The sequence below is a fragment of the Ideonella sp. FW305-24 genome (genome assembly GCF_058788035.1).
In genome coordinates, this window is record NZ_JBYTAI010000007.1 from 1 (window position 1) to 15,628 (window position 15,628).

Here is a 15,628-nt window from a genome sequence, read left to right on the forward strand (position 1 = left end):
GTCTTGCCATGGTCCACGTGACCAATCGTGCCCACGTTCACGTGCGGCTTGGTCCGTTCAAACTTGCCTTTTGCCATCTTGCGCTCCTGCGGCGGTCGAGATCAAAAAAACGACATCGAAAGCGGTGGTGCCCATGGCGCGGATCGAACGCGCGACCTCTCCCTTACCAAGGGAGTGCTCTACCACTGAGCCACATGGGCATCGACACAGGTCTGGAAGCGCATCCTGGGAACTTGATGCATCCCGACACACCCAGACCAGTGCCGACGAATTCACACACCACTCACACACAACCCGGGCATCCAGCCAGCCCAGCAGGCCGACCTGACGCCACAACCCCACGGCCTCGCTCATGGAGCGGGAAACGGGAATCGAACCCGTGTCATTAGCTTGGAAGGCTAAGGTTCTACCATTGAACTACTCCCGCGGGGATTCGTTCCTCGAATTGTGCCCTGCCTGGTGGAGGAGGCTGGATTCGAACCAGCGTACGCGTTAGCGGGCAGATTTACAGTCTGCTGCCTTTAACCACTCGGCCACCCCTCCGTGCAGAGCCACAGACTATAGCATGCTTTTATTTGCAAAAACAAGCCTCCAGCGCGGTGGTGCAACGCAACATCGCGGCGCCAAGGCAGGCGCCGTGGCCTGACTCAATCCAAAGACCAGTCCAGGCCAGGCACCGCCGCCATGGCGGCCGAGAAATGCCCGCAACCGATGAAGGGCACAGGTGGCCGGAGCGCCGACAGCGGCGAAGGGTGATTCGACTGCAGCAGCAGATGCCGCCCAGGCGCCGCCTGCTCGATCAGCCCAGCCTTGGCTTGGGCATGGCCGCCCCACAGCATGAAGACGGTCGGCGTTGCACGCTGGGCAACCGCCAGGATCAGCGCGTCAGTCAGCGCCTCCCAGCCGCGTCTGGCATGGCTGGCCGGCTGGCCGGCTTCCACCGTCAGCGAGGTGTTCAGCAGCAGCACGCCGCGCTGCGCCCACTTCAGCAAGTGCCCATGGCCGGGCGGCTTCAGCCCCAGGTCACGTTGCAACTCGACAAAGATGTTGCCCAGGCTGCGTGGCGGCTTGACGCCCGGCGGGACCGAAAACGACAAGCCCTCGGCCTGACCCGGCCCGTGGTACGGGTCCTGGCCCAGGATCACCACCTTGACCGCCGCCAGAGGCGTCAAGGCCAGCGCACGCAGCGGCTCGCCGGGATAGATGGTCGCCCCGGCCTCGCGGCGGCCGTCCACATGCGCCACCAGCGCCTGGCCGGCCGCGCTGGCCCGCCAGGCCTGCACCATGGGCTGCCAATCGGGCGCGGTGTCCGCCAGCAACTCGTCCAGCGGCCGCGTCAGCCGGTTGCCAGGCAAGGCGGCCTGGCCAAACAGATCACCCGCCATGCTCAGGCCGACGTGCCGAACAGCGCGGCCAGCGCCTCGCCAGGCTGCGGCGCGCGCATGAAAGCCTCGCCGACCAGGAAACTGGACACGCCGGCCTCGCGCATGCGCGCCACGTCCGCCGGACCCAGGATGCCGGATTCGGTGACCAGCAACCGGTCCGCCGGAACGTCGCGCTGCAAGTCCAGCGTCACGTCCAGCGACACCTCGAAGCTGCGCAGGTCGCGGTTGTTGATGCCCAGCAGCGGCGTGCGCAGGCGCAGCGCGCGCGCCAGTTCCTGCGCGTCGTGCACCTCCACCAGCACGTCCAGCCCAAGCGCCATGGCCGCGGCTTCCAGGTCAGCCATCTGCCCGTCGCTCAGGCAGGCAACGATCAGCAGGATGCAGTCCGCACCCATCGCGCCGGCCTCCATCACCTGGTATTCGTCGACCATGAAGTCCTTGCGCAGCACCGGCAGCGCGCAGGCGGCGCGCGCCTGCTGCAGGTAGGCCGTCGCGCCCTGGAAGAACTGCGCGTCGGTCAACACGCTGAGGCAGGCCGCGCCGTGGGCGGCGTAGCTGGCGGCGATCTCGGCCGGCACGAAGTGTTCGCGCAGCACGCCCTTGCTCGGGCTGGCCTTCTTGACCTCGGCGATCACCGCCGCCTGGCCGCCGGCCAGCTTGGCGCGCAGTGCGGCCTCGAAGCCGCGGCGCTCGCCGCGCCGCTGCTCGGCCTCGTCACGCAGGCTGGCCAGCGAGCGCTTGGCGCGGCCTGCCGTCACTTCTTCATACTTGACCTCGACGATGCGCCGCAGGATGTCCGGAACGTTCTGTTTCATGAAAGGCGCCTCTTTCACGCCTCAGGCCGCAGGCCGGAAGCGGTTGGTCACGGCGACGAACTGTTCCAGCTTGGCCTTGGCCGCACCGGACGCCACGGCTTCCCGCGCGCGCTGCACGCCTTCGGCCACCGTGCGCGCCACGTTGGCGCAATACAGCGCCGCACCGGCGTTCAGCAGCACGATGTCGCGCACAGGCCCGTCCTCATTGCCCAGCGCACGCTGGATGCAGGCCACCGATTCGGCCTGGTTGGCCACGCGCAGCACGCGGCTGTCGTAGACCGGCAGGCCGAAGTCGGCCGGATGCACGGTGTATTCGCGCACCTCGCCGTCCTTCAGCTCGCCCACCATGGTCTCACCCGACAGCGAGATCTCGTCCATGCCGTTCATGCCGTAGACCACCATCACGTGCTCGGCCTGCAGCCGCTGCAGCACCCGCACCTGGATGCCGACCAGGTCCGGGTGGAACACGCCCATCAGCTGGTTCGGCGCACCGGCCGGGTTGGTCAGCGGGCCCAGGATGTTGAAGATGGTGCGCACGCCCAGCTCCTTGCGCACCGGCGCAGCATGCTTCATCGATGCATGGTGGTTGGGCGCGAACATGAAGGCAATGCCGCACTCCTCCAGGCATTCGGCAACCTGCTGCGGCGACAGGCCGATGAAGGCGCCCAGCGCCTCGACCACGTCGGCGCTGCCGGAGGTGGACGACACGCTGCGCCCGCCATGCTTGGCCACGCGCGCACCAGCGGCGGCGGCGACGAAAGTCGACGCGGTGGAGATGTTGAAGGTGTGCGAGCTGTCGCCGCCGGTGCCCACGATGTCGACCAGACCGGTGCGGTCGGCCACCGGCACCAGCGTGGCGAATTCGCGCATCACCTGCGCCGCGGCGGCGATCTCGCCGATGGACTCCTTCTTCACACGCAGGCCGACGGCAAAGGCCGCGATCATCACCGGCGACATCTCGCCACTCATGATGCGGCGCATCAGCGTCAGCATCTCGTCGTGGAAGATTTCGCGGTGCTCGATGACGCGGGTCAGCGCGTCGGTGTTGCTGATGCTCATGGCGGAATCCGGTTCAGTGCAAGGTTTCACGCAGGATGGCGACGGCCTGCTCGATCTGTTGACGGCTCACGTCCAGGTGCGTCACGAAACGCAGCTGCCGGTACAGCCCGGTGCAGCGCAGGCCACGCTCGGCCAGGCGCTCAACCACGCCACGCCCGCCACGCTGCGCGAGTTCAGGCGCCAGCTCGACGAACACGATGTTGGTCTGCGGCGCGGTGACGCTGACACCCGGCAGCCCGGCCAGCCCTTCGGCCAGCAGCCGCGCATTCGCGTGGTCCTCGGCCAGGCGGTCGATGTGGTGGTCCAGCGCGTGGTTGGCCGCTGCCGCCAGCACGCCGACCTGGCGCAAGCCACCGCCGGTCATCTTGCGCCAGCGGTGCGCCCGCGAGATGAACGCTTGCGAGCCGCACAGCATCGAGCCGATGGGCGCGCCCAGGCCCTTGCTGAAGCAGACCGAGACGCTGTCGAACAGGCCGGCAATCTCGCGCGCCGCCGTGCGGGCGTCGCCACCCGTGCCAGCCGTCGCCACCGCGGCATTGAACAGCCGCGCGCCGTCCAGGTGACAGGCCAGGCCGCGCTCGCGGGCCAGTGCCGTGGCGTCGCGCAGGTAGGCCATGGGCATCACCTTGCCGCCGATGGTGTTCTCCAGCGCCAGCAGGCGGCTGCGCGCGAAATGCGCGTCATCGGGCTTGATGGCCGCGGCAATGTCGGCCAGCGCCAGCGTGCCATCGGGCTGGTGGTTCAGCGGCTGCGGCTGGATGCTGCCCAGCACCGCAGCACCGCCGCCTTCCCAGCGGTAGGTGTGGGCCATCTGGCCGACGATGTATTCGTCGCCGCGCTGGCAATGCGCCATCAGCCCGCACAGGTTGCTCTGCGTGCCGCTGGCCATGAACAGGCCGGCCTCGAAGCCCAGCATGTCGGCCAGGCGCGCCTGCAAGGCATTGACCGTCGGGTCATCGCCGAACACGTCGTCGCCAACTTCAGCGCGGGCCATCGCCTCGCGCATCGCGGCCGTTGGCTGCGTCACCGTATCACTGCGCAAATCGATCATGCAGGAACTCCGACCCGGCTCATCTGGATGAAGTTGCGCAGCATCGCGTGGCCATGTTCGGACAGCACCGATTCCGGGTGGAACTGCACGCCTTCCAGCGGCGCAGCGCTGCCGGCCAGTTCGCGGTGCCGCACGCCCATGATCTCGCCGTCGTCAGAGGTTGAAGTGATCTCCAGCTCGGCCGGCAGGCTCTCGCGCTCAATGGCCAGCGAGTGGTAGCGGATGACGGTGAATTCTTCCGGCAGGCCTTCGTAGACGCCGCGGCCGTCGGTGTGCAGGCGGCTGGTCTTGCCGTGCATCTGCTTTTGCGCCCGCACGATCTTGCCGCCCAGCGCGGCGCCAATGCTCTGGTGCCCCAGGCACACGCCCAGGATGGGCAGCTTGCCGATGAAGTGGCGGATGGCCGGCACGCAGATGCCGGCCTCGGCCGGCGAGCAGGGCCCAGGCGAGAGCACCAGCATCTCGGGGCTCAGCCCGGCAATGCCTTCCAGCGTGATCTCGTCATTGCGGTAGACCTTCACCTCCTGGCCCAGCTCGGCAAAGTACTGCACCAGGTTGAAAGTGAACGAGTCGTAGTTGTCGATCATCAGCAGCATGTCGCTCGGTCCTCAATGTCCAGGGCCCGCGGCGGGGCCGGTTCGCTAGCGTGATCCTCCCATGACGGCCGGCGCAACAGGCGACTCGGCGGCTTCGCAGCTTGGCGGCGGGAGGACAGAGGGAGCGCCGGGTGGGCGCGAATGTGACGGCGCCGGTGGGCGCAAGGGGGTGGTGTTATGCAGGCTTGCGCCAGCGCCAACCAAAGCGCTGCGTTGCGGGGAACAAACGCGTGCAGGACATGGCCGCCATTATGACCCGTGGCCTGCACCGCGCCAGCGCCGGCGCAGCGCGACTTCCGTCACACCGTCGCCCCGGCGCCAGCGCCATGCCGCTACAGCCTGGCCCAACCCGGCCGAAGCCTTGCGGACAACCACTCTCTCGGAGACCCGCCAATGCCCGCTGCCGCCCTGCCCGCTTTCTCGCGCGCCCGCCTGTCCCAGCTCGCGCTGGCCGCCTTGCTGCTGGCCGGCGCCATCAGCCAGGTCCGGGCCGACGAGCTCTCGCACCTGCAGCGCCTGGACGACACGGCGCTGTCCGACGTGCGCGGCGCAGGCCTCGACCCCGCCCAGAGCCTGGCGCTGCTGCAAGGCACCGCGCTGCCGATGATGGCGGCCGACGGCGGCAGCACTGCGCTGACCGATGCCCAGCGCTCGCTGCTGGACACCGCGCTGGCCGAGCGCCAGGCGCAGGCCTTGCGCCAGTTCGCCACCAGCACCGGCATGCAGACCGGCCTGAACAGCGCCGCGCTGATGGCGCAGGTCACCGTGCCGCTGACGACGGCCATTCCGGTGCTGCTGTCGATGATCGGCCTGCCACTGCTGGGCATCCTGCCGACGCTGCCGCCACCGGCCAAGCAACCCCAGAAGAGCTGACGCTCAGGGCGCTGCCGGCAGCCGCCAGACGCTTGCGGCGGCGCTTTCCATCGGCCCGAGCTGGGCCGCGGTGCTGCCCGAGGCCGGCAGCAACAAGCGTCCGCCGCCCGCGCCTTCCTGCGGCGTGGCAGGGCTCACGACCTGGCTCAGGCCGCTGTCCCAGGTGATGCTGTCCCAGTCGCTGTCGACCCAGTACTCAGCCACCGGCCAGGTGCCTGTGCTCGGGTCCAGCCAGCCTGCTGCGCGCTGGCGCGGCAGGTCACCGGGCAAGGTCTGCACCGCGCGCATGGCGGGCACGTCCGCTGGCGTGGCCGAGGCCAGTTGGACCGTGTGCGCAGTGGTCGCCAGGCTCAGCGGCAACGGATGGGTCTGGTCGCCGATCAGCGTCAGCAAGGCTGCCGTCAACGGCGCCACGTCCACCGCCACCTTGCGCAGCAGCAGCGGCCGCATGTTCTGGCCCTGCACCAGCACCTCGACCTCGGCGAGTGGCGGCAGCGGGTACAGGCCGATGGCGCCGCTGGCGCCCACTGCGACCGAGCGCACCCATTCGAGATGGCTGCCGTCGGCGCTGGGCGCCAGCACATGCGCTTCCAGCTTGCTGATGCAGCTGCCAGCCGGTGGCGCGCCGGTGCTGCCGCAGACGTTTGCCATGTCGACCAGGCCGGCAATCGCTCCCGTGCTGGCCAGGTCGTAGGCGCGCGGCTGGCCGGCCAGCAGGAAGCGGGTGCTGCCGTCCGTCGCGCTGGCGTTCAGCCAGGTCACGGCCTCCTCGGCGCCCAGCTGCACCGCCAGGTTGGTTGCGGTGTCGGTGGCAATGTCGGTCGCGCCGGAGGTGACCGCCAGCGAAGGCCCAGTGCCGGTCGTTTCCAGCGGCAGCCGCTGCGTGCTGCCGTCCGGCAGCACGCGCTCGACCTCGTTGTTGTGGCTCAGGCCCGCGCTGCCGGCGACCGGCAGCAACGTACCATCGGACGGCGCCAGCAGCAGGCGCAGCTGCGCGTAGTGGCCGGTCGCAATGCCGAGGCCACTGAGCAGCGAGACCGAGCCCCCCGCGGTGCCCAGCGCCACCAGGTCCACCGTCACCGGCATGGTCGGCTGCAGGCGGACCCAGGTGCTGTCGTGCTCGGCGTAAGCCTGGTTGGCATCGGCGTGCAGCGCCACGCCGGTCACCGTGACCCACACATGGCTGAGCCGCCCAGGCAGGCTGCCGACCAGAGAGACCGACAGGCCGCCGCGGTCGGTGGTGCCGGGGTCTGGCTGCGTGGGCATGTTGCCGCCGGTGCCACCGCCGCAGCTTGCCATGGCCAGGCTCAGGGTCAGCAGGCCGGCGGCGCGCGCGAGAGCGGTGCGCATCACGACCTTCAGGGCACCATCGCCGCGCTGCGCAGCTTGGTGGCAATGGCCTGCTTCATCGTGTCCAGCTTGGGCTGCACCTGCGGGCCGGCATCGGTGGCGACCCTGTCGCCCACCGCGCGCTCCAGCTGCGGCACCAGCTGCTCGAACTTGTGTTTCACAGGCGATTGCAGCAGCGCAATCAGCTGCTTCAGCTCGTCTTCGCTGAACTGCTGGGCCAGCATCTTGCCGGCCGTCTGCGGCACGGCCTTGGCTGCAGCGGCCTGGGCGATGGGCGTGGCCTCGTCGATGTAGCGCTGGGCATCGGCCGAGATGGCCTTCATCGTCGCCTCCTGCTTTTCGGCGCTGACGCGGCCCTGCATCGCAATGCGGCTTTGCTGCACCGCGTCGGCCGCCGGCCGCTGCACCATCACCAGCGCCACGGTCTCGGGGTGCCACAGCGTCAGCAGTTGGTCGACCAGCGCCTGCTTGGCGGGCGAGACCGGTGCGTCGGCCACGGCAGGCGCGGTCGGCGCAGCATGGCTGGAGAAGGCGGTGGCGAGCAGCAGCGCGCAGGCACCAAGGCGCAGGGTCGTGAAGAGGTGAGCGGAAGCAGTCATGACAGGAGCGGGGAAAAGAAAGCTCAGAACGGATGCGTCATCGTCACGCCGCCGTAGCGCAGGACGGTTTCGCCCTGCACGTCCAGCCCGGCGTAGGGGTTGTAGATGACGTTGAAGAAATCGGTGCAGTTGAGGTTGCAGCTGGTGTTGGCCGGCACCTTGTAGCGGCCCTTGGCGACGCTGGCGCCAATGTCGAAGCGCGTGCCGTCGCTGGTGGTGTAGCTCACGCCCAGGCTGCGCACCTTCATGTCGGGCAGCGGCGCGATCAGGTCCAGCTTGTCGGTCGGGATCGAGCTCTTGCGCGGCTCGTAGCCAAAGCGCAGCTTGAGCTTGTCGGTCACCGTGATCTCGCTGCCGAAGCCGTAGTGGATGTTGCTCTTGTAGCCACGCGGAATCACCAGCTTGGAAGAGTCGGCCTGGCCGAACAGCCGCGCCATCTGCAGCAGCTTGACCTGCTTGTCGAACTGGAAGGTCAGCTTGTCCCACTGCGACCAGTCGGTCCAGTTGGCGTCCACGTTGAACTGCAGCCGGTCGATGGGCTTGACCTTGAAGCCCAGCTGCGCATGAGCCGGAAACGGCAGCACCAGCGTCACGTTGCCGGACTGGTTCTCGGGGATGGACGTGGGCAGGCCCAGCGTGGCCGCGGCGATGGGCCCCAGCAGCGACGAATACATGCCTTCGACGAACTTGCGGAACATCGGCTCCGCCTCGAAGTTGTAGCGCCCGGTCAGCACGGTGCGCGAGCCGCTCTGGTAGACCGCGCCGAAGCCCAGCCAGTCCTGCGGTTCCCACAGCAGGCCGATGTTGAAGGTCGGGTCTGCCGGCGCGGTGGCCTCGAAGCGCATGTTGCCGGCCTTTTTGAACGGGTCCAGCCGGCCCTCCTTGCCACCGCCGCACAGGCCGAAGGCAAAGGCGTCCAAGGGGTTGCCGTTGTCGCCGCACCAGGCTTCCTGCAGCTTGCCGAAAATGCCGATCAGCTTGTTCGGGAAGCGCATGTCGGTGTCCAGCGCGAAGCCCTGGTGCGCGATCGGGATCGCCAGGCCGACGCTGAAGGTGTCCGACACCTTGTAGGCCACCGAAGGCGAGGCATAGACCAGGCGCTGGATCACCACCTTGCGGCCGTCGAAGCGGGCTGGGTCGTCCGGGTTCTTGGTGCGGTCGATGCCGACCGCCTGCGGGATGTAGACGCTGGTGGCGAAGGTCCACGGCGAGCCGGGCTGGTTAAACGCCAGGCCCAGGCCGGCCGCCACCGCAATCGGCATGCGCCAGTTCGGCACGCCGGCAATCGGCAGGAAGATGGCCTGCCGGTTGTGAGCGCTGACGGTGCCGTCCAGCGGATCCTCGTTGAAGCCGCCCACGTCGAAACCGTCCGGCTGGTGGAACGAGGTGGTCATGCGGATGCTCGCGCCGAACACCGTGTCGGCGCGCGTATGCCCTTGCAGCTTGCTCAACCCGGCCGGGTTGAAGTGCACCGCTTCCAGCCCGTGCGGATCGGCGGTCACCGCATTGCCCATGGACATGGCCGCCGGGCTGACCGCCAGGTTCTCGGTCAGCGAAGCGCGCGCCGACGGATGGGCCAGGCACAACCCCGCGCCGGCCGCTGCAGCGCACCGCCGCCACAGACGCGCGGCCCTCATCAGAAGCTCAGCGGCATGTTCAGGCCCAGCGTGAAGTCGGGCGAATCGGTGCTCAGGCCGACGCCGACGGTCACGTTGACCGTGGTCTTGGGCGACACGCGCAGGCCCAGGCCGAAGTTCAGCATGCCCGAGGTCTGCGTGGCCGTCAGCGAGGAACTGGTGGTGCGCGCCTCATCGTCGGTGACGAACTTCAGCTTGCTGCGTGCCGAGATGGTCTCCTGCAGCGACATGGTGGTCGAGACCTTGTACGACAGTGCATAAGCAAAGCCGAAGCCGAAGCCCACCGAGGTGCCGGGCCGCACCTCGGTCAGGATCAGCCCGTCGCGCTCCTGGCTGAGGTTGCGCGCCGGCAGGTTGAAGGTGAAGTTCAGCGAGCCGAACAGCGCCACCGGGTCCAGCACCTGCGAGACATTGCCGCCCAGCGTGATGGCGGTGTTGCCCGAGCCGGTGGCCACGTTCTGGCCGACGATCGTGGTGTACGGGCTGCGGCCGGTGGGCAGGCGCAGCGAGGCACTGCCGGTGTAGGTCGGGCCGTCGCGGTGCAGCGCAAACGGCTGCCAGCGCAGGCCCAGCGAAATGTCGCCCAGGCCGTGCGAGATGCCGCCGAAATCGGTGCTCTGCGAATAGCGGCTGACCAGCGGCAGCGTGAAGCTGCCGGTCAGGTTGTCCAGCAGGCCGTAGTCCACCGAGCCGGTGTTGGTGATGGTGTGGGCACGGGTGTTCTGGATTTCGAACAGGGTCAGCGTGCTGTCGGTGAACTTGGCGTTGATGGTCTCGGTGCCGATGTACGAGTAGTTCAGGTCGTAGGTGGCCGACACCTGGCCGGCCTTCAGCAGCGAGTACTGCTTGTCGGCGGCCGACAGCGTCTCCTTCAGCAGCGTGGCCTGGTTCACGTCACCTTCGCGGGCCTTCAGCGCATCACGCGCGGCGTCGGCGTCCGGCACTGCGGGTGGCGGCACCGGCGCAGGCTTGCCGGCTTCGGTCCCGGGCGGTGCGGGAGGCTGGCTCTGCGCGCAAGCGAGGCCGCTGGCCAAGGGCAGCGCGATGGCCAGCGTGAGGGCCGCAGCAGCGGCCAGGGGAGACAGGGGGGCACGCAAACGCATGGTCATTGACGTCGGAAAAAGAAGTTGCCAAATCCAGCCTGCACCGCGCGCTCCAGCGCTTCGCGGTGGTTCATCGTGTCGAGCACGGCAGGATCACGGAGCCGGTCGATGTCGATCACGCCCATTTCCTGGTCGCTGAGCGCAAGCGCACGCGGCAGGGAGCTGACGCTGGCCGGCGGATAGATGATGAACAAGGTGTTGCGGTCCCACAGCTGGGCAAAGTCCTCCTGCGAAAAGACGATGTGCCCTGCGGCGGGATCAGCGAGGAAGACTTTGCCGCCGCGCAGGCCGCGGAAGACCACGAAGTGCTTGAAGCCGGCGTAGTTGATCGGGACGATGGCCGGCTCCTTGAGCGCCGCCAGGTCGCTCAGCTCGGCCTTGAAGCCGGCGCTGTTGCTGCCCAGCGTGGCCACATAGCGCTTCATGTCCAGCAGCGAGAAGCCGCGGCGGGCAATGATCTTGTCGCTCTCGCCGAACTTCAGCATGCCTTCCATGGACTGCTGCTCGGTCACTGGATACCCGAGGTGGTAGCGCAGCACGGTGGTCAGCGCGGCCGAGCCGCAGCTGTAGTCATACGCCTGGTGGACGATGTTCTCGAACTTGAACTCGCTCTGTGGCCGCATCACGACGGACTCCGGCGCCGGCCCGCCACCGACCGCCTGCATCGGCAGCTCGAACTGGTTGGCCGGCCGGTCCTGCGGTTCGACCTCGGAGCTGACGCCAGCACCGGTGATGGCCGACGCGATGACGCCGAGAAGAATGGTCCACATGGGAAGGGTCCAGGGAAAAACGGGAAGACAGGCAGGGCGGGCGGCTCAGCGCGCCCACATCAGCACATGGCCGGTCATGGCACCGGTGCCGTTGAGCATCAGGCTGCCGAAATTGCCGGCGCCGGGTGCCGCGGTCGGGTCGGTCTGTACCGAGAGCGCGCGCACGCCGAACTGCTCGAAGCCGACAAAGCCCGGCAGGCCGAGGTCCAGGTGGTCGCGGCCGTCGGTGTGGCGGCGCAGGTTCAGCGTGATGTTGTAGAGGTCCATGATGCCGCCCACGCCGTGCATCACCAGGTAGACCGGTTGCAGCGCATCGCCAAAGCCAACCACCAGGTTGGGCTGTATGGCCTGGCCGCTGAGCAGCCCCGAGTTCAGTTCCAGGTGCACGCCCAGGCCGATGCCCGCGGCGCTGACCTCGGACAAGGCTGCGTCGTCCAACGACTGCGGCGCCGCATGCACGGGCGCAGCCAGCCACAGCAGGGTCACGAGGACGAGTGACAACAGCATGCCCATGGCTCAGGACCCGGGCCGCAGCCGGATGTCGACGAAGTTGATCTGCATGCTGCCGATGCGGCTGCTGCCGAGGTCGGTGACGCCGGTCGCCGGGCTGGTGAAGCGCATGTTGTCGATCGCCAGGCCGGCGCGCGGCGCGCCGTCTGGCGTCGTGTTCCAGTCGACCAGCAGTTGCAGTGCCGGTCCTTTTTCGTCGGTGATGGCGCGCAGCAGACCGGGCTGCGTCGTCACATCGGCCAGCGCCCAGGGCTGGTGGGTGAACTGGCCGTTGGCATCGACCGCGCCCAGGCGCAGGCCCGAAAGGCGCAGCTCTTCGCTTGCGTTGGCGCGGCCCAGCGGGCGCAGCACCAGCCCGCCAAGCTCGGCGCGCAGCGACAGGCCGAAGCCGATGCCGGTGGACACATCCGCCTGCGTCGGCGTGCTGAGCTGCAGGCCGCCGCCGTAGAAGGCCAGGTCCTGCAGCACCAGCGCTCCCAACTCGTGCGTGAGGCCGCTCGCGTTCACGCTCAGGTCGGCCGCGAACTGCCAGCGCTGCAGGCCGGCGGCGTTCAGCGGCTGGCTCAGCACCACCATGTCGGCCAGGCCGTTGCCGCGCTGCGCGATCCACAGGCTGTACGGGTCGTCGAAGCTGTGGTCCGGGTCGTCGGAGCGCGAGATCGCCAGGTCGCCGAACTTCAGCGAAGCGCCGGCCGGCGAGGTGTAGGTGAAGCTGAGCTTGCCGGAGAGCGAGAAGTCCTGCAGGTTGAAATTGAAGCCATCGCCGCCGGCCACACGCGAGAGCGCGCCGTCGTCCAGTGGCTGCAGCGCAAGGGCGGGCGGCGCAAGCACAAGGCCCAGCGCTGCGCCGAACGCTGCCACCAGCGTTCGGTACCACCCTGCCCTGCGCGCCGCCACGGTCAAGGGCCCTTGCCGGTGTTGGCCGGCACGGTGCCGGTGGTGTTGATGGCCGTCAGCCGGTCGCGCCAGTTCAGCCAGAGGCCGGCCAGCGCGGTGTCCGGCGCGCCGATGGCGGTGTTGACGGTCGGGAAGTTGACCGACTGCTTCAGCACCGAGAGGAAGAAGTCGCGGCTGGCGCCGTCGGCATTGCCGGCGGTGACGCCACCGATCTGCGACAGCGCGACGGTGCAGGTCGCGGTGCTGACGCAGGTCGTGCCGTCCCAGCGCTTGCCGCCCAGCGTGTCGTTGCGCGAGTCGATGCTGCCGGCGCTGCCCGCGTCGATCAGCAGGCTGCCGCTGACGGTGTTCATCGTCAGCCCAACATCGCCGCTGATGCCGCCAAAGCCCAGCCGCATGCCGACGACTTCCTTGGTCGCGCCATTGGTGACGAACTCGAAATACGGGTGGGTGATGCTCACCGTGGTCTGTGCCGCCGTGGCGTCGCTGCGGCCGAAGTGCAGCGTGCCGATGTCGATGTCGGCACCAGTGCCGTTGCGCGCGGCCCAGCTGTATTCGCCCAGCCGCAGGTTGTTGAAGTTGGCCGACAGGCGGATGTCGGCGTCCAGCGTCAGGCGGGTGAAGTCCAGCCCGAGGTAGCTGGTGTTGTCCAGCGTGATCAGCGCCTGGCCCCAGGTCTCGGACAGTGCTTCGTCGTCCAGCAGCTTGCCCTGGGCGTGCGCGGCCGGCAGTGCGCATGCCGCCAGCAAGGCGGTCGTCAAACAGGTCAGCAGGCGGCGCATGGCGGAAGGTTCGGGGAACAGCTTTGCAAACACTGAGGGCAGAAAAGCCCCGCGTCGCCTGGCAGCGGCGCGGGGCTGGCACAACACGTCAGGCGACCGGCAGAAGACAGGCCTGGCGTGGGGTTCTCAGGCCGCAGCTCAGTGCGCGTAGATCCAGAACTTGCTGCCTTGCATGTCGATGTTGTTCAGCGCGATCGAGCCGAACGACTTCGTGCTGTTGCCCATCGTGATGGAGGCAACGGTCACCGATGGGGCCAGCTTGTGATCCAGGCCGCCGTCAGGGAAGGCGAACTGCACGACATCGGTGGCGCCGTCATAGATGCCGCTGGTGACCAGCTTGGCCGCTTCGGTCGGGGCTGCGGCGCCGACGTACTTGGCCATCGACGTGGCGACAGCGCTTTCGGTCGTCGCGGCATTCAGGATGTCGATCGTCATCACGAACATGCCGGTCACGCCGATGTTGTTGAACGACACGGAGCCGCCGTTGGCATCGGTGTCGGTGTACTTGAACGAGCCGATGTTGATGTTCAGGTCACCGGCGATGGTCACGCCGTCCTGGCCGCTGACGGCCGACAGGGCTTCGTCATCGATCGAGGTCATGGCCGAAGCCGAGAAAGCCAGGGCGGACAGGGCGGCCAGGGCCAGGGTGCGCAGTGCGAATGTCATGGGATGTCTCCAGGAATGAATGCTTGGTTGTGAAATTCACTTGTCGCCGATGCCTGCCGGCCCTGCCCGACTGCCGCACCGGTTGTGCCGGTGGCGCGACGCCCAGGATGCGGGAGTCAGTGGTCGAGCGGCGCAGGTCTGCATCGCGGAGCGGATCTTCGGCATTCGCAGGTTTTGCTGCACTGACTGCCTGGGCCAAGCTCATGGCTTCAGCGACCATGCGGGAAGGCCCCTAGAGGGTTGCTCCGAATGGCCGCGCCCCGGGTGTTGGCGGCGGCCCAAATGCAGCGCGGCGACCCGAGGGTCGCCGCGCATCAACAGGGTCAGGCCGGGCTCAGGAAGGCCGGTAATCGCCGGGGCTGCGGCCGAACCAGCGCTTGCAGGCGCGGTAGAAGTTGCTCGGGTCGGAGAAGCCGAGCGCAAAGCTCATCTCGGTCGGCGTGGCGCCGCCGCTGTCGAGGAAACGCTGGGCCAGCTCGCGCCGCGTGTCGTCGACCAGCTCATGGAAAGTGGTGCCGGCCTCGTTGAGCCGGCGCTGCAAGGTGCGCTCGCTCATGCACAGCACGGCGGCCACCTGTTCGCGCCGCGGGTCGCCGCGCGCCAGCTGGCGGCTCACCACCTGCCGCACCTGCGCCACAAGGCTGCCGCCCTGCTGCTCCAGCAGCCGCGTGGCCAGGCGCTCGCTGAGGTCGGCGATGGACGGATCGGCCGTCGGCACCGGCAGGCTGAGGATGCTTTGCGGGAACTCCATCGAGAACTCGCCGGCACCGAACATCACCGGTGCGCCAAACGCTTCCAGCCACGGGCCGGGATCGGCCGGCGCCGGGAACGGGTGGTGCACCACCAACGGCCGGATCTGCAGGCCGCAGACCCAGAAGAAGCCCTGCAGCAGCGTGGCGGCCATGAAGTCGTAGCGCTGCTGGGCCGCAGGCTGGTGGCCAGGCGAAACCCGCAGCGTGACGCGGCAACGTTCGGGGCCAAGCTCCAGCCCGACCGAGGTGGTGGGCGAGATGACGCCGGTGAACCGCGAGAACTGCTGCAGTGCGCAGCGGATGTCGTCTGCCGCCATCACCAGGTGGGCCATGCTGCCCAGCCCGAGCATGGGCTGGCGCGGCGTCATCTTCAGGCCGATGGCGTCGTCGCCAGTGTGGGCCACGGCGGCACGCCAGGCCGTGTCGAACAGGTCCGCCAGGTCGACCCGCGGCACCACGTCATCCAGCGAGCGCAGCCGGCCGGTGCCCATCAACACCGTGTCCAGGTCCATGCCGAAGCGCGAGAAGCCATCGAGCATGGCCCGGTAGGCGCTGAGCTGGCGCAAAGGAATGGTGTTCATGCTCCCTCCAGGCCGGGGCAGGGCACACCGGCGGACAACAGGCTTTGACGGGGCTTCGGACGGGGACTGGCAGGCGCGCACGGTTAAAAAAGCACGGTCGTGCGAATACAAGGCGTGACGATACCCGATGCGCCATCCGCTGCCATGCGAACGAACCCGTGATGCCGCGCCTGCGTGAACAAACTTGCGGATTTGCCACGTC

General features: G+C 68.4%; 16 protein-coding genes, 3 tRNA genes and 1 pseudogene. 1 reads left to right on the forward strand and 19 read right to left on the reverse strand.

Annotated features, from left to right (window positions below; all coding sequences use genetic code 11):
- From AC3WR5_RS19035 to AC3WR5_RS19075, 9 genes and pseudogenes are all read right to left on the reverse strand, one after another.
- Positions 1 to 77: pseudogene (locus AC3WR5_RS19035) on the reverse strand (GTP-binding protein); the annotation flags it as partial.
- Between the two features lie 48 nt (positions 78 to 125).
- Positions 126 to 200: transfer RNA gene (locus AC3WR5_RS19040), tRNA-Thr, on the reverse strand.
- A gap of 153 nt (positions 201 to 353) precedes the next feature.
- Positions 354 to 427: transfer RNA gene (locus tag AC3WR5_RS19045), tRNA-Gly, on the reverse strand.
- Between the two features lie 30 nt (positions 428 to 457).
- Positions 458 to 543: transfer RNA gene (locus tag AC3WR5_RS19050), tRNA-Tyr, on the reverse strand.
- Positions 544 to 647: 104 nt separating this feature from the next.
- The gene (locus tag AC3WR5_RS19055; protein ID WP_492486315.1) at positions 648 to 1,385 is read right to left on the reverse strand and encodes a uracil-DNA glycosylase; all 738 of its coding nucleotides are present in this window, start codon (positions 1,383 to 1,385) and stop codon (positions 648 to 650) included.
- Between the two features lie 2 nt (positions 1,386 to 1,387).
- Positions 1,388 to 2,200, reverse strand: a complete 813-nt coding sequence (gene trpC / locus AC3WR5_RS19060; protein ID WP_492486317.1) for an indole-3-glycerol phosphate synthase TrpC — start codon at positions 2,198 to 2,200, stop codon at positions 1,388 to 1,390.
- A 21-nt stretch (positions 2,201 to 2,221) separates the two neighbouring features.
- Positions 2,222 to 3,259: an anthranilate phosphoribosyltransferase gene (gene trpD / locus AC3WR5_RS19065; RefSeq protein ID WP_492486318.1), complete on the reverse strand. Its 1,038-nt coding sequence runs from the start codon at positions 3,257 to 3,259 to the stop codon at positions 2,222 to 2,224.
- Between the two features lie 13 nt (positions 3,260 to 3,272).
- Positions 3,273 to 4,310 (reverse strand): low-specificity L-threonine aldolase, encoded by a 1,038-nt coding sequence (gene ltaE / locus AC3WR5_RS19070; protein ID WP_492486319.1) that lies wholly within the window; start codon positions 4,308 to 4,310, stop codon positions 3,273 to 3,275.
- Positions 4,307 to 4,906: an aminodeoxychorismate/anthranilate synthase component II gene (locus AC3WR5_RS19075; protein WP_492486321.1), complete on the reverse strand. Its 600-nt coding sequence runs from the start codon at positions 4,904 to 4,906 to the stop codon at positions 4,307 to 4,309. The genes ltaE and AC3WR5_RS19075 overlap by 4 nt, the downstream gene beginning before the upstream one ends.
- Positions 4,907 to 5,299: 393 nt before the next feature.
- Between AC3WR5_RS19075 and AC3WR5_RS19080 the strand changes: the two genes are divergently transcribed.
- On the forward strand, positions 5,300 to 5,779 hold the full coding sequence (locus AC3WR5_RS19080; protein WP_492486322.1) for a hypothetical protein: 480 nt from the start codon (positions 5,300 to 5,302) through the stop codon (positions 5,777 to 5,779).
- 3 nt (positions 5,780 to 5,782) lie between these two features.
- Here AC3WR5_RS19080 and AC3WR5_RS19085 read toward each other — a convergent pair whose 3' ends face one another.
- The 10 genes from AC3WR5_RS19085 to AC3WR5_RS19130 form a co-directional block, all read right to left on the reverse strand.
- Complete coding sequence (locus AC3WR5_RS19085) at positions 5,783 to 7,129, reverse strand: DUF4382 domain-containing protein (RefSeq protein WP_492486324.1); 1,347 nt, start codon at positions 7,127 to 7,129, stop codon at positions 5,783 to 5,785.
- An 8-nt stretch (positions 7,130 to 7,137) separates the two neighbouring features.
- Entirely contained in the window at positions 7,138 to 7,728 is a 591-nt protein-coding gene (locus tag AC3WR5_RS19090) for a DUF2059 domain-containing protein (protein WP_492486325.1), read from the reverse strand.
- A 23-nt stretch (positions 7,729 to 7,751) separates the two neighbouring features.
- Entirely contained in the window at positions 7,752 to 9,365 is a 1,614-nt protein-coding gene (locus AC3WR5_RS19095; RefSeq protein ID WP_492486327.1) for an OmpP1/FadL family transporter, read from the reverse strand.
- Entirely contained in the window at positions 9,365 to 10,474 is a 1,110-nt protein-coding gene (locus AC3WR5_RS19100; RefSeq protein ID WP_492486329.1) for a transporter, read from the reverse strand. Before AC3WR5_RS19100 ends, AC3WR5_RS19095 begins: the two co-directional genes overlap by 1 nt.
- Positions 10,471 to 11,238, reverse strand: coding sequence for a C39 family peptidase (locus tag AC3WR5_RS19105; RefSeq protein WP_492486331.1), 768 nt, complete (start codon positions 11,236 to 11,238; stop codon positions 10,471 to 10,473). Before AC3WR5_RS19105 ends, AC3WR5_RS19100 begins: the two co-directional genes overlap by 4 nt.
- 45 nt (positions 11,239 to 11,283) lie before the next feature.
- Positions 11,284 to 11,745 (reverse strand): hypothetical protein, encoded by a 462-nt coding sequence (locus tag AC3WR5_RS19110; protein WP_492486332.1) that lies wholly within the window; start codon positions 11,743 to 11,745, stop codon positions 11,284 to 11,286.
- A 9-nt stretch (positions 11,746 to 11,754) separates the two neighbouring features.
- On the reverse strand, positions 11,755 to 12,609 hold the full coding sequence (locus AC3WR5_RS19115) for a hypothetical protein (RefSeq protein WP_492486334.1): 855 nt from the start codon (positions 12,607 to 12,609) through the stop codon (positions 11,755 to 11,757).
- Positions 12,610 to 12,647: 38 nt separating this feature from the next.
- Positions 12,648 to 13,427, reverse strand: a complete 780-nt coding sequence (locus AC3WR5_RS19120; protein WP_492486336.1) for a hypothetical protein — start codon at positions 13,425 to 13,427, stop codon at positions 12,648 to 12,650.
- 138 nt (positions 13,428 to 13,565) lie between these two features.
- Complete coding sequence (locus tag AC3WR5_RS19125) at positions 13,566 to 14,093, reverse strand: DUF6160 family protein (RefSeq protein WP_141287434.1); 528 nt, start codon at positions 14,091 to 14,093, stop codon at positions 13,566 to 13,568.
- 334 nt (positions 14,094 to 14,427) lie between these two features.
- Complete coding sequence (locus AC3WR5_RS19130; RefSeq protein WP_492486338.1) at positions 14,428 to 15,426, reverse strand: AraC family transcriptional regulator; 999 nt, start codon at positions 15,424 to 15,426, stop codon at positions 14,428 to 14,430.
- Between the last annotated feature and the right edge of the window lie 202 nt (positions 15,427 to 15,628).

Bases quoted from the DNA above. Each gene is read 5' to 3' on its own strand.
- AC3WR5_RS19080 (WP_492486322.1), top strand. From the start codon at position 5,300: ATGCCCGCTGCCGCCCTGCCCGCTTTCTCGCGCGCCCGCCTGTCCCAG.
- AC3WR5_RS19110 (WP_492486332.1), bottom strand. From the start codon at position 11,745: ATGCTGTTGTCACTCGTCCTCGTGACCCTGCTGTGGCTGGCTGCGCCC.
- AC3WR5_RS19075 (WP_492486321.1), bottom strand. From the start codon at position 4,906: ATGCTGCTGATGATCGACAACTACGACTCGTTCACTTTCAACCTGGTG.
- trpC (WP_492486317.1), bottom strand. From the start codon at position 2,200: ATGAAACAGAACGTTCCGGACATCCTGCGGCGCATCGTCGAGGTCAAG.
- ltaE (WP_492486319.1), bottom strand. From the start codon at position 4,310: ATGATCGATTTGCGCAGTGATACGGTGACGCAGCCAACGGCCGCGATG.
- AC3WR5_RS19090 (WP_492486325.1), bottom strand. From the start codon at position 7,728: ATGACTGCTTCCGCTCACCTCTTCACGACCCTGCGCCTTGGTGCCTGC.
- trpD (WP_492486318.1), bottom strand. From the start codon at position 3,259: ATGAGCATCAGCAACACCGACGCGCTGACCCGCGTCATCGAGCACCGC.
- AC3WR5_RS19085 (WP_492486324.1), bottom strand. From the start codon at position 7,129: ATGCGCACCGCTCTCGCGCGCGCCGCCGGCCTGCTGACCCTGAGCCTG.
- AC3WR5_RS19095 (WP_492486327.1), bottom strand. From the start codon at position 9,365: ATGAGGGCCGCGCGTCTGTGGCGGCGGTGCGCTGCAGCGGCCGGCGCG.
- AC3WR5_RS19130 (WP_492486338.1), bottom strand. From the start codon at position 15,426: ATGAACACCATTCCTTTGCGCCAGCTCAGCGCCTACCGGGCCATGCTC.
- AC3WR5_RS19105 (WP_492486331.1), bottom strand. From the start codon at position 11,238: ATGTGGACCATTCTTCTCGGCGTCATCGCGTCGGCCATCACCGGTGCT.
- AC3WR5_RS19100 (WP_492486329.1), bottom strand. From the start codon at position 10,474: ATGACCATGCGTTTGCGTGCCCCCCTGTCTCCCCTGGCCGCTGCTGCG.
- AC3WR5_RS19125 (WP_141287434.1), bottom strand. From the start codon at position 14,093: ATGACATTCGCACTGCGCACCCTGGCCCTGGCCGCCCTGTCCGCCCTG.
- AC3WR5_RS19120 (WP_492486336.1), bottom strand. From the start codon at position 13,427: ATGCGCCGCCTGCTGACCTGTTTGACGACCGCCTTGCTGGCGGCATGC.
- AC3WR5_RS19055 (WP_492486315.1), bottom strand. From the start codon at position 1,385: ATGGCGGGTGATCTGTTTGGCCAGGCCGCCTTGCCTGGCAACCGGCTG.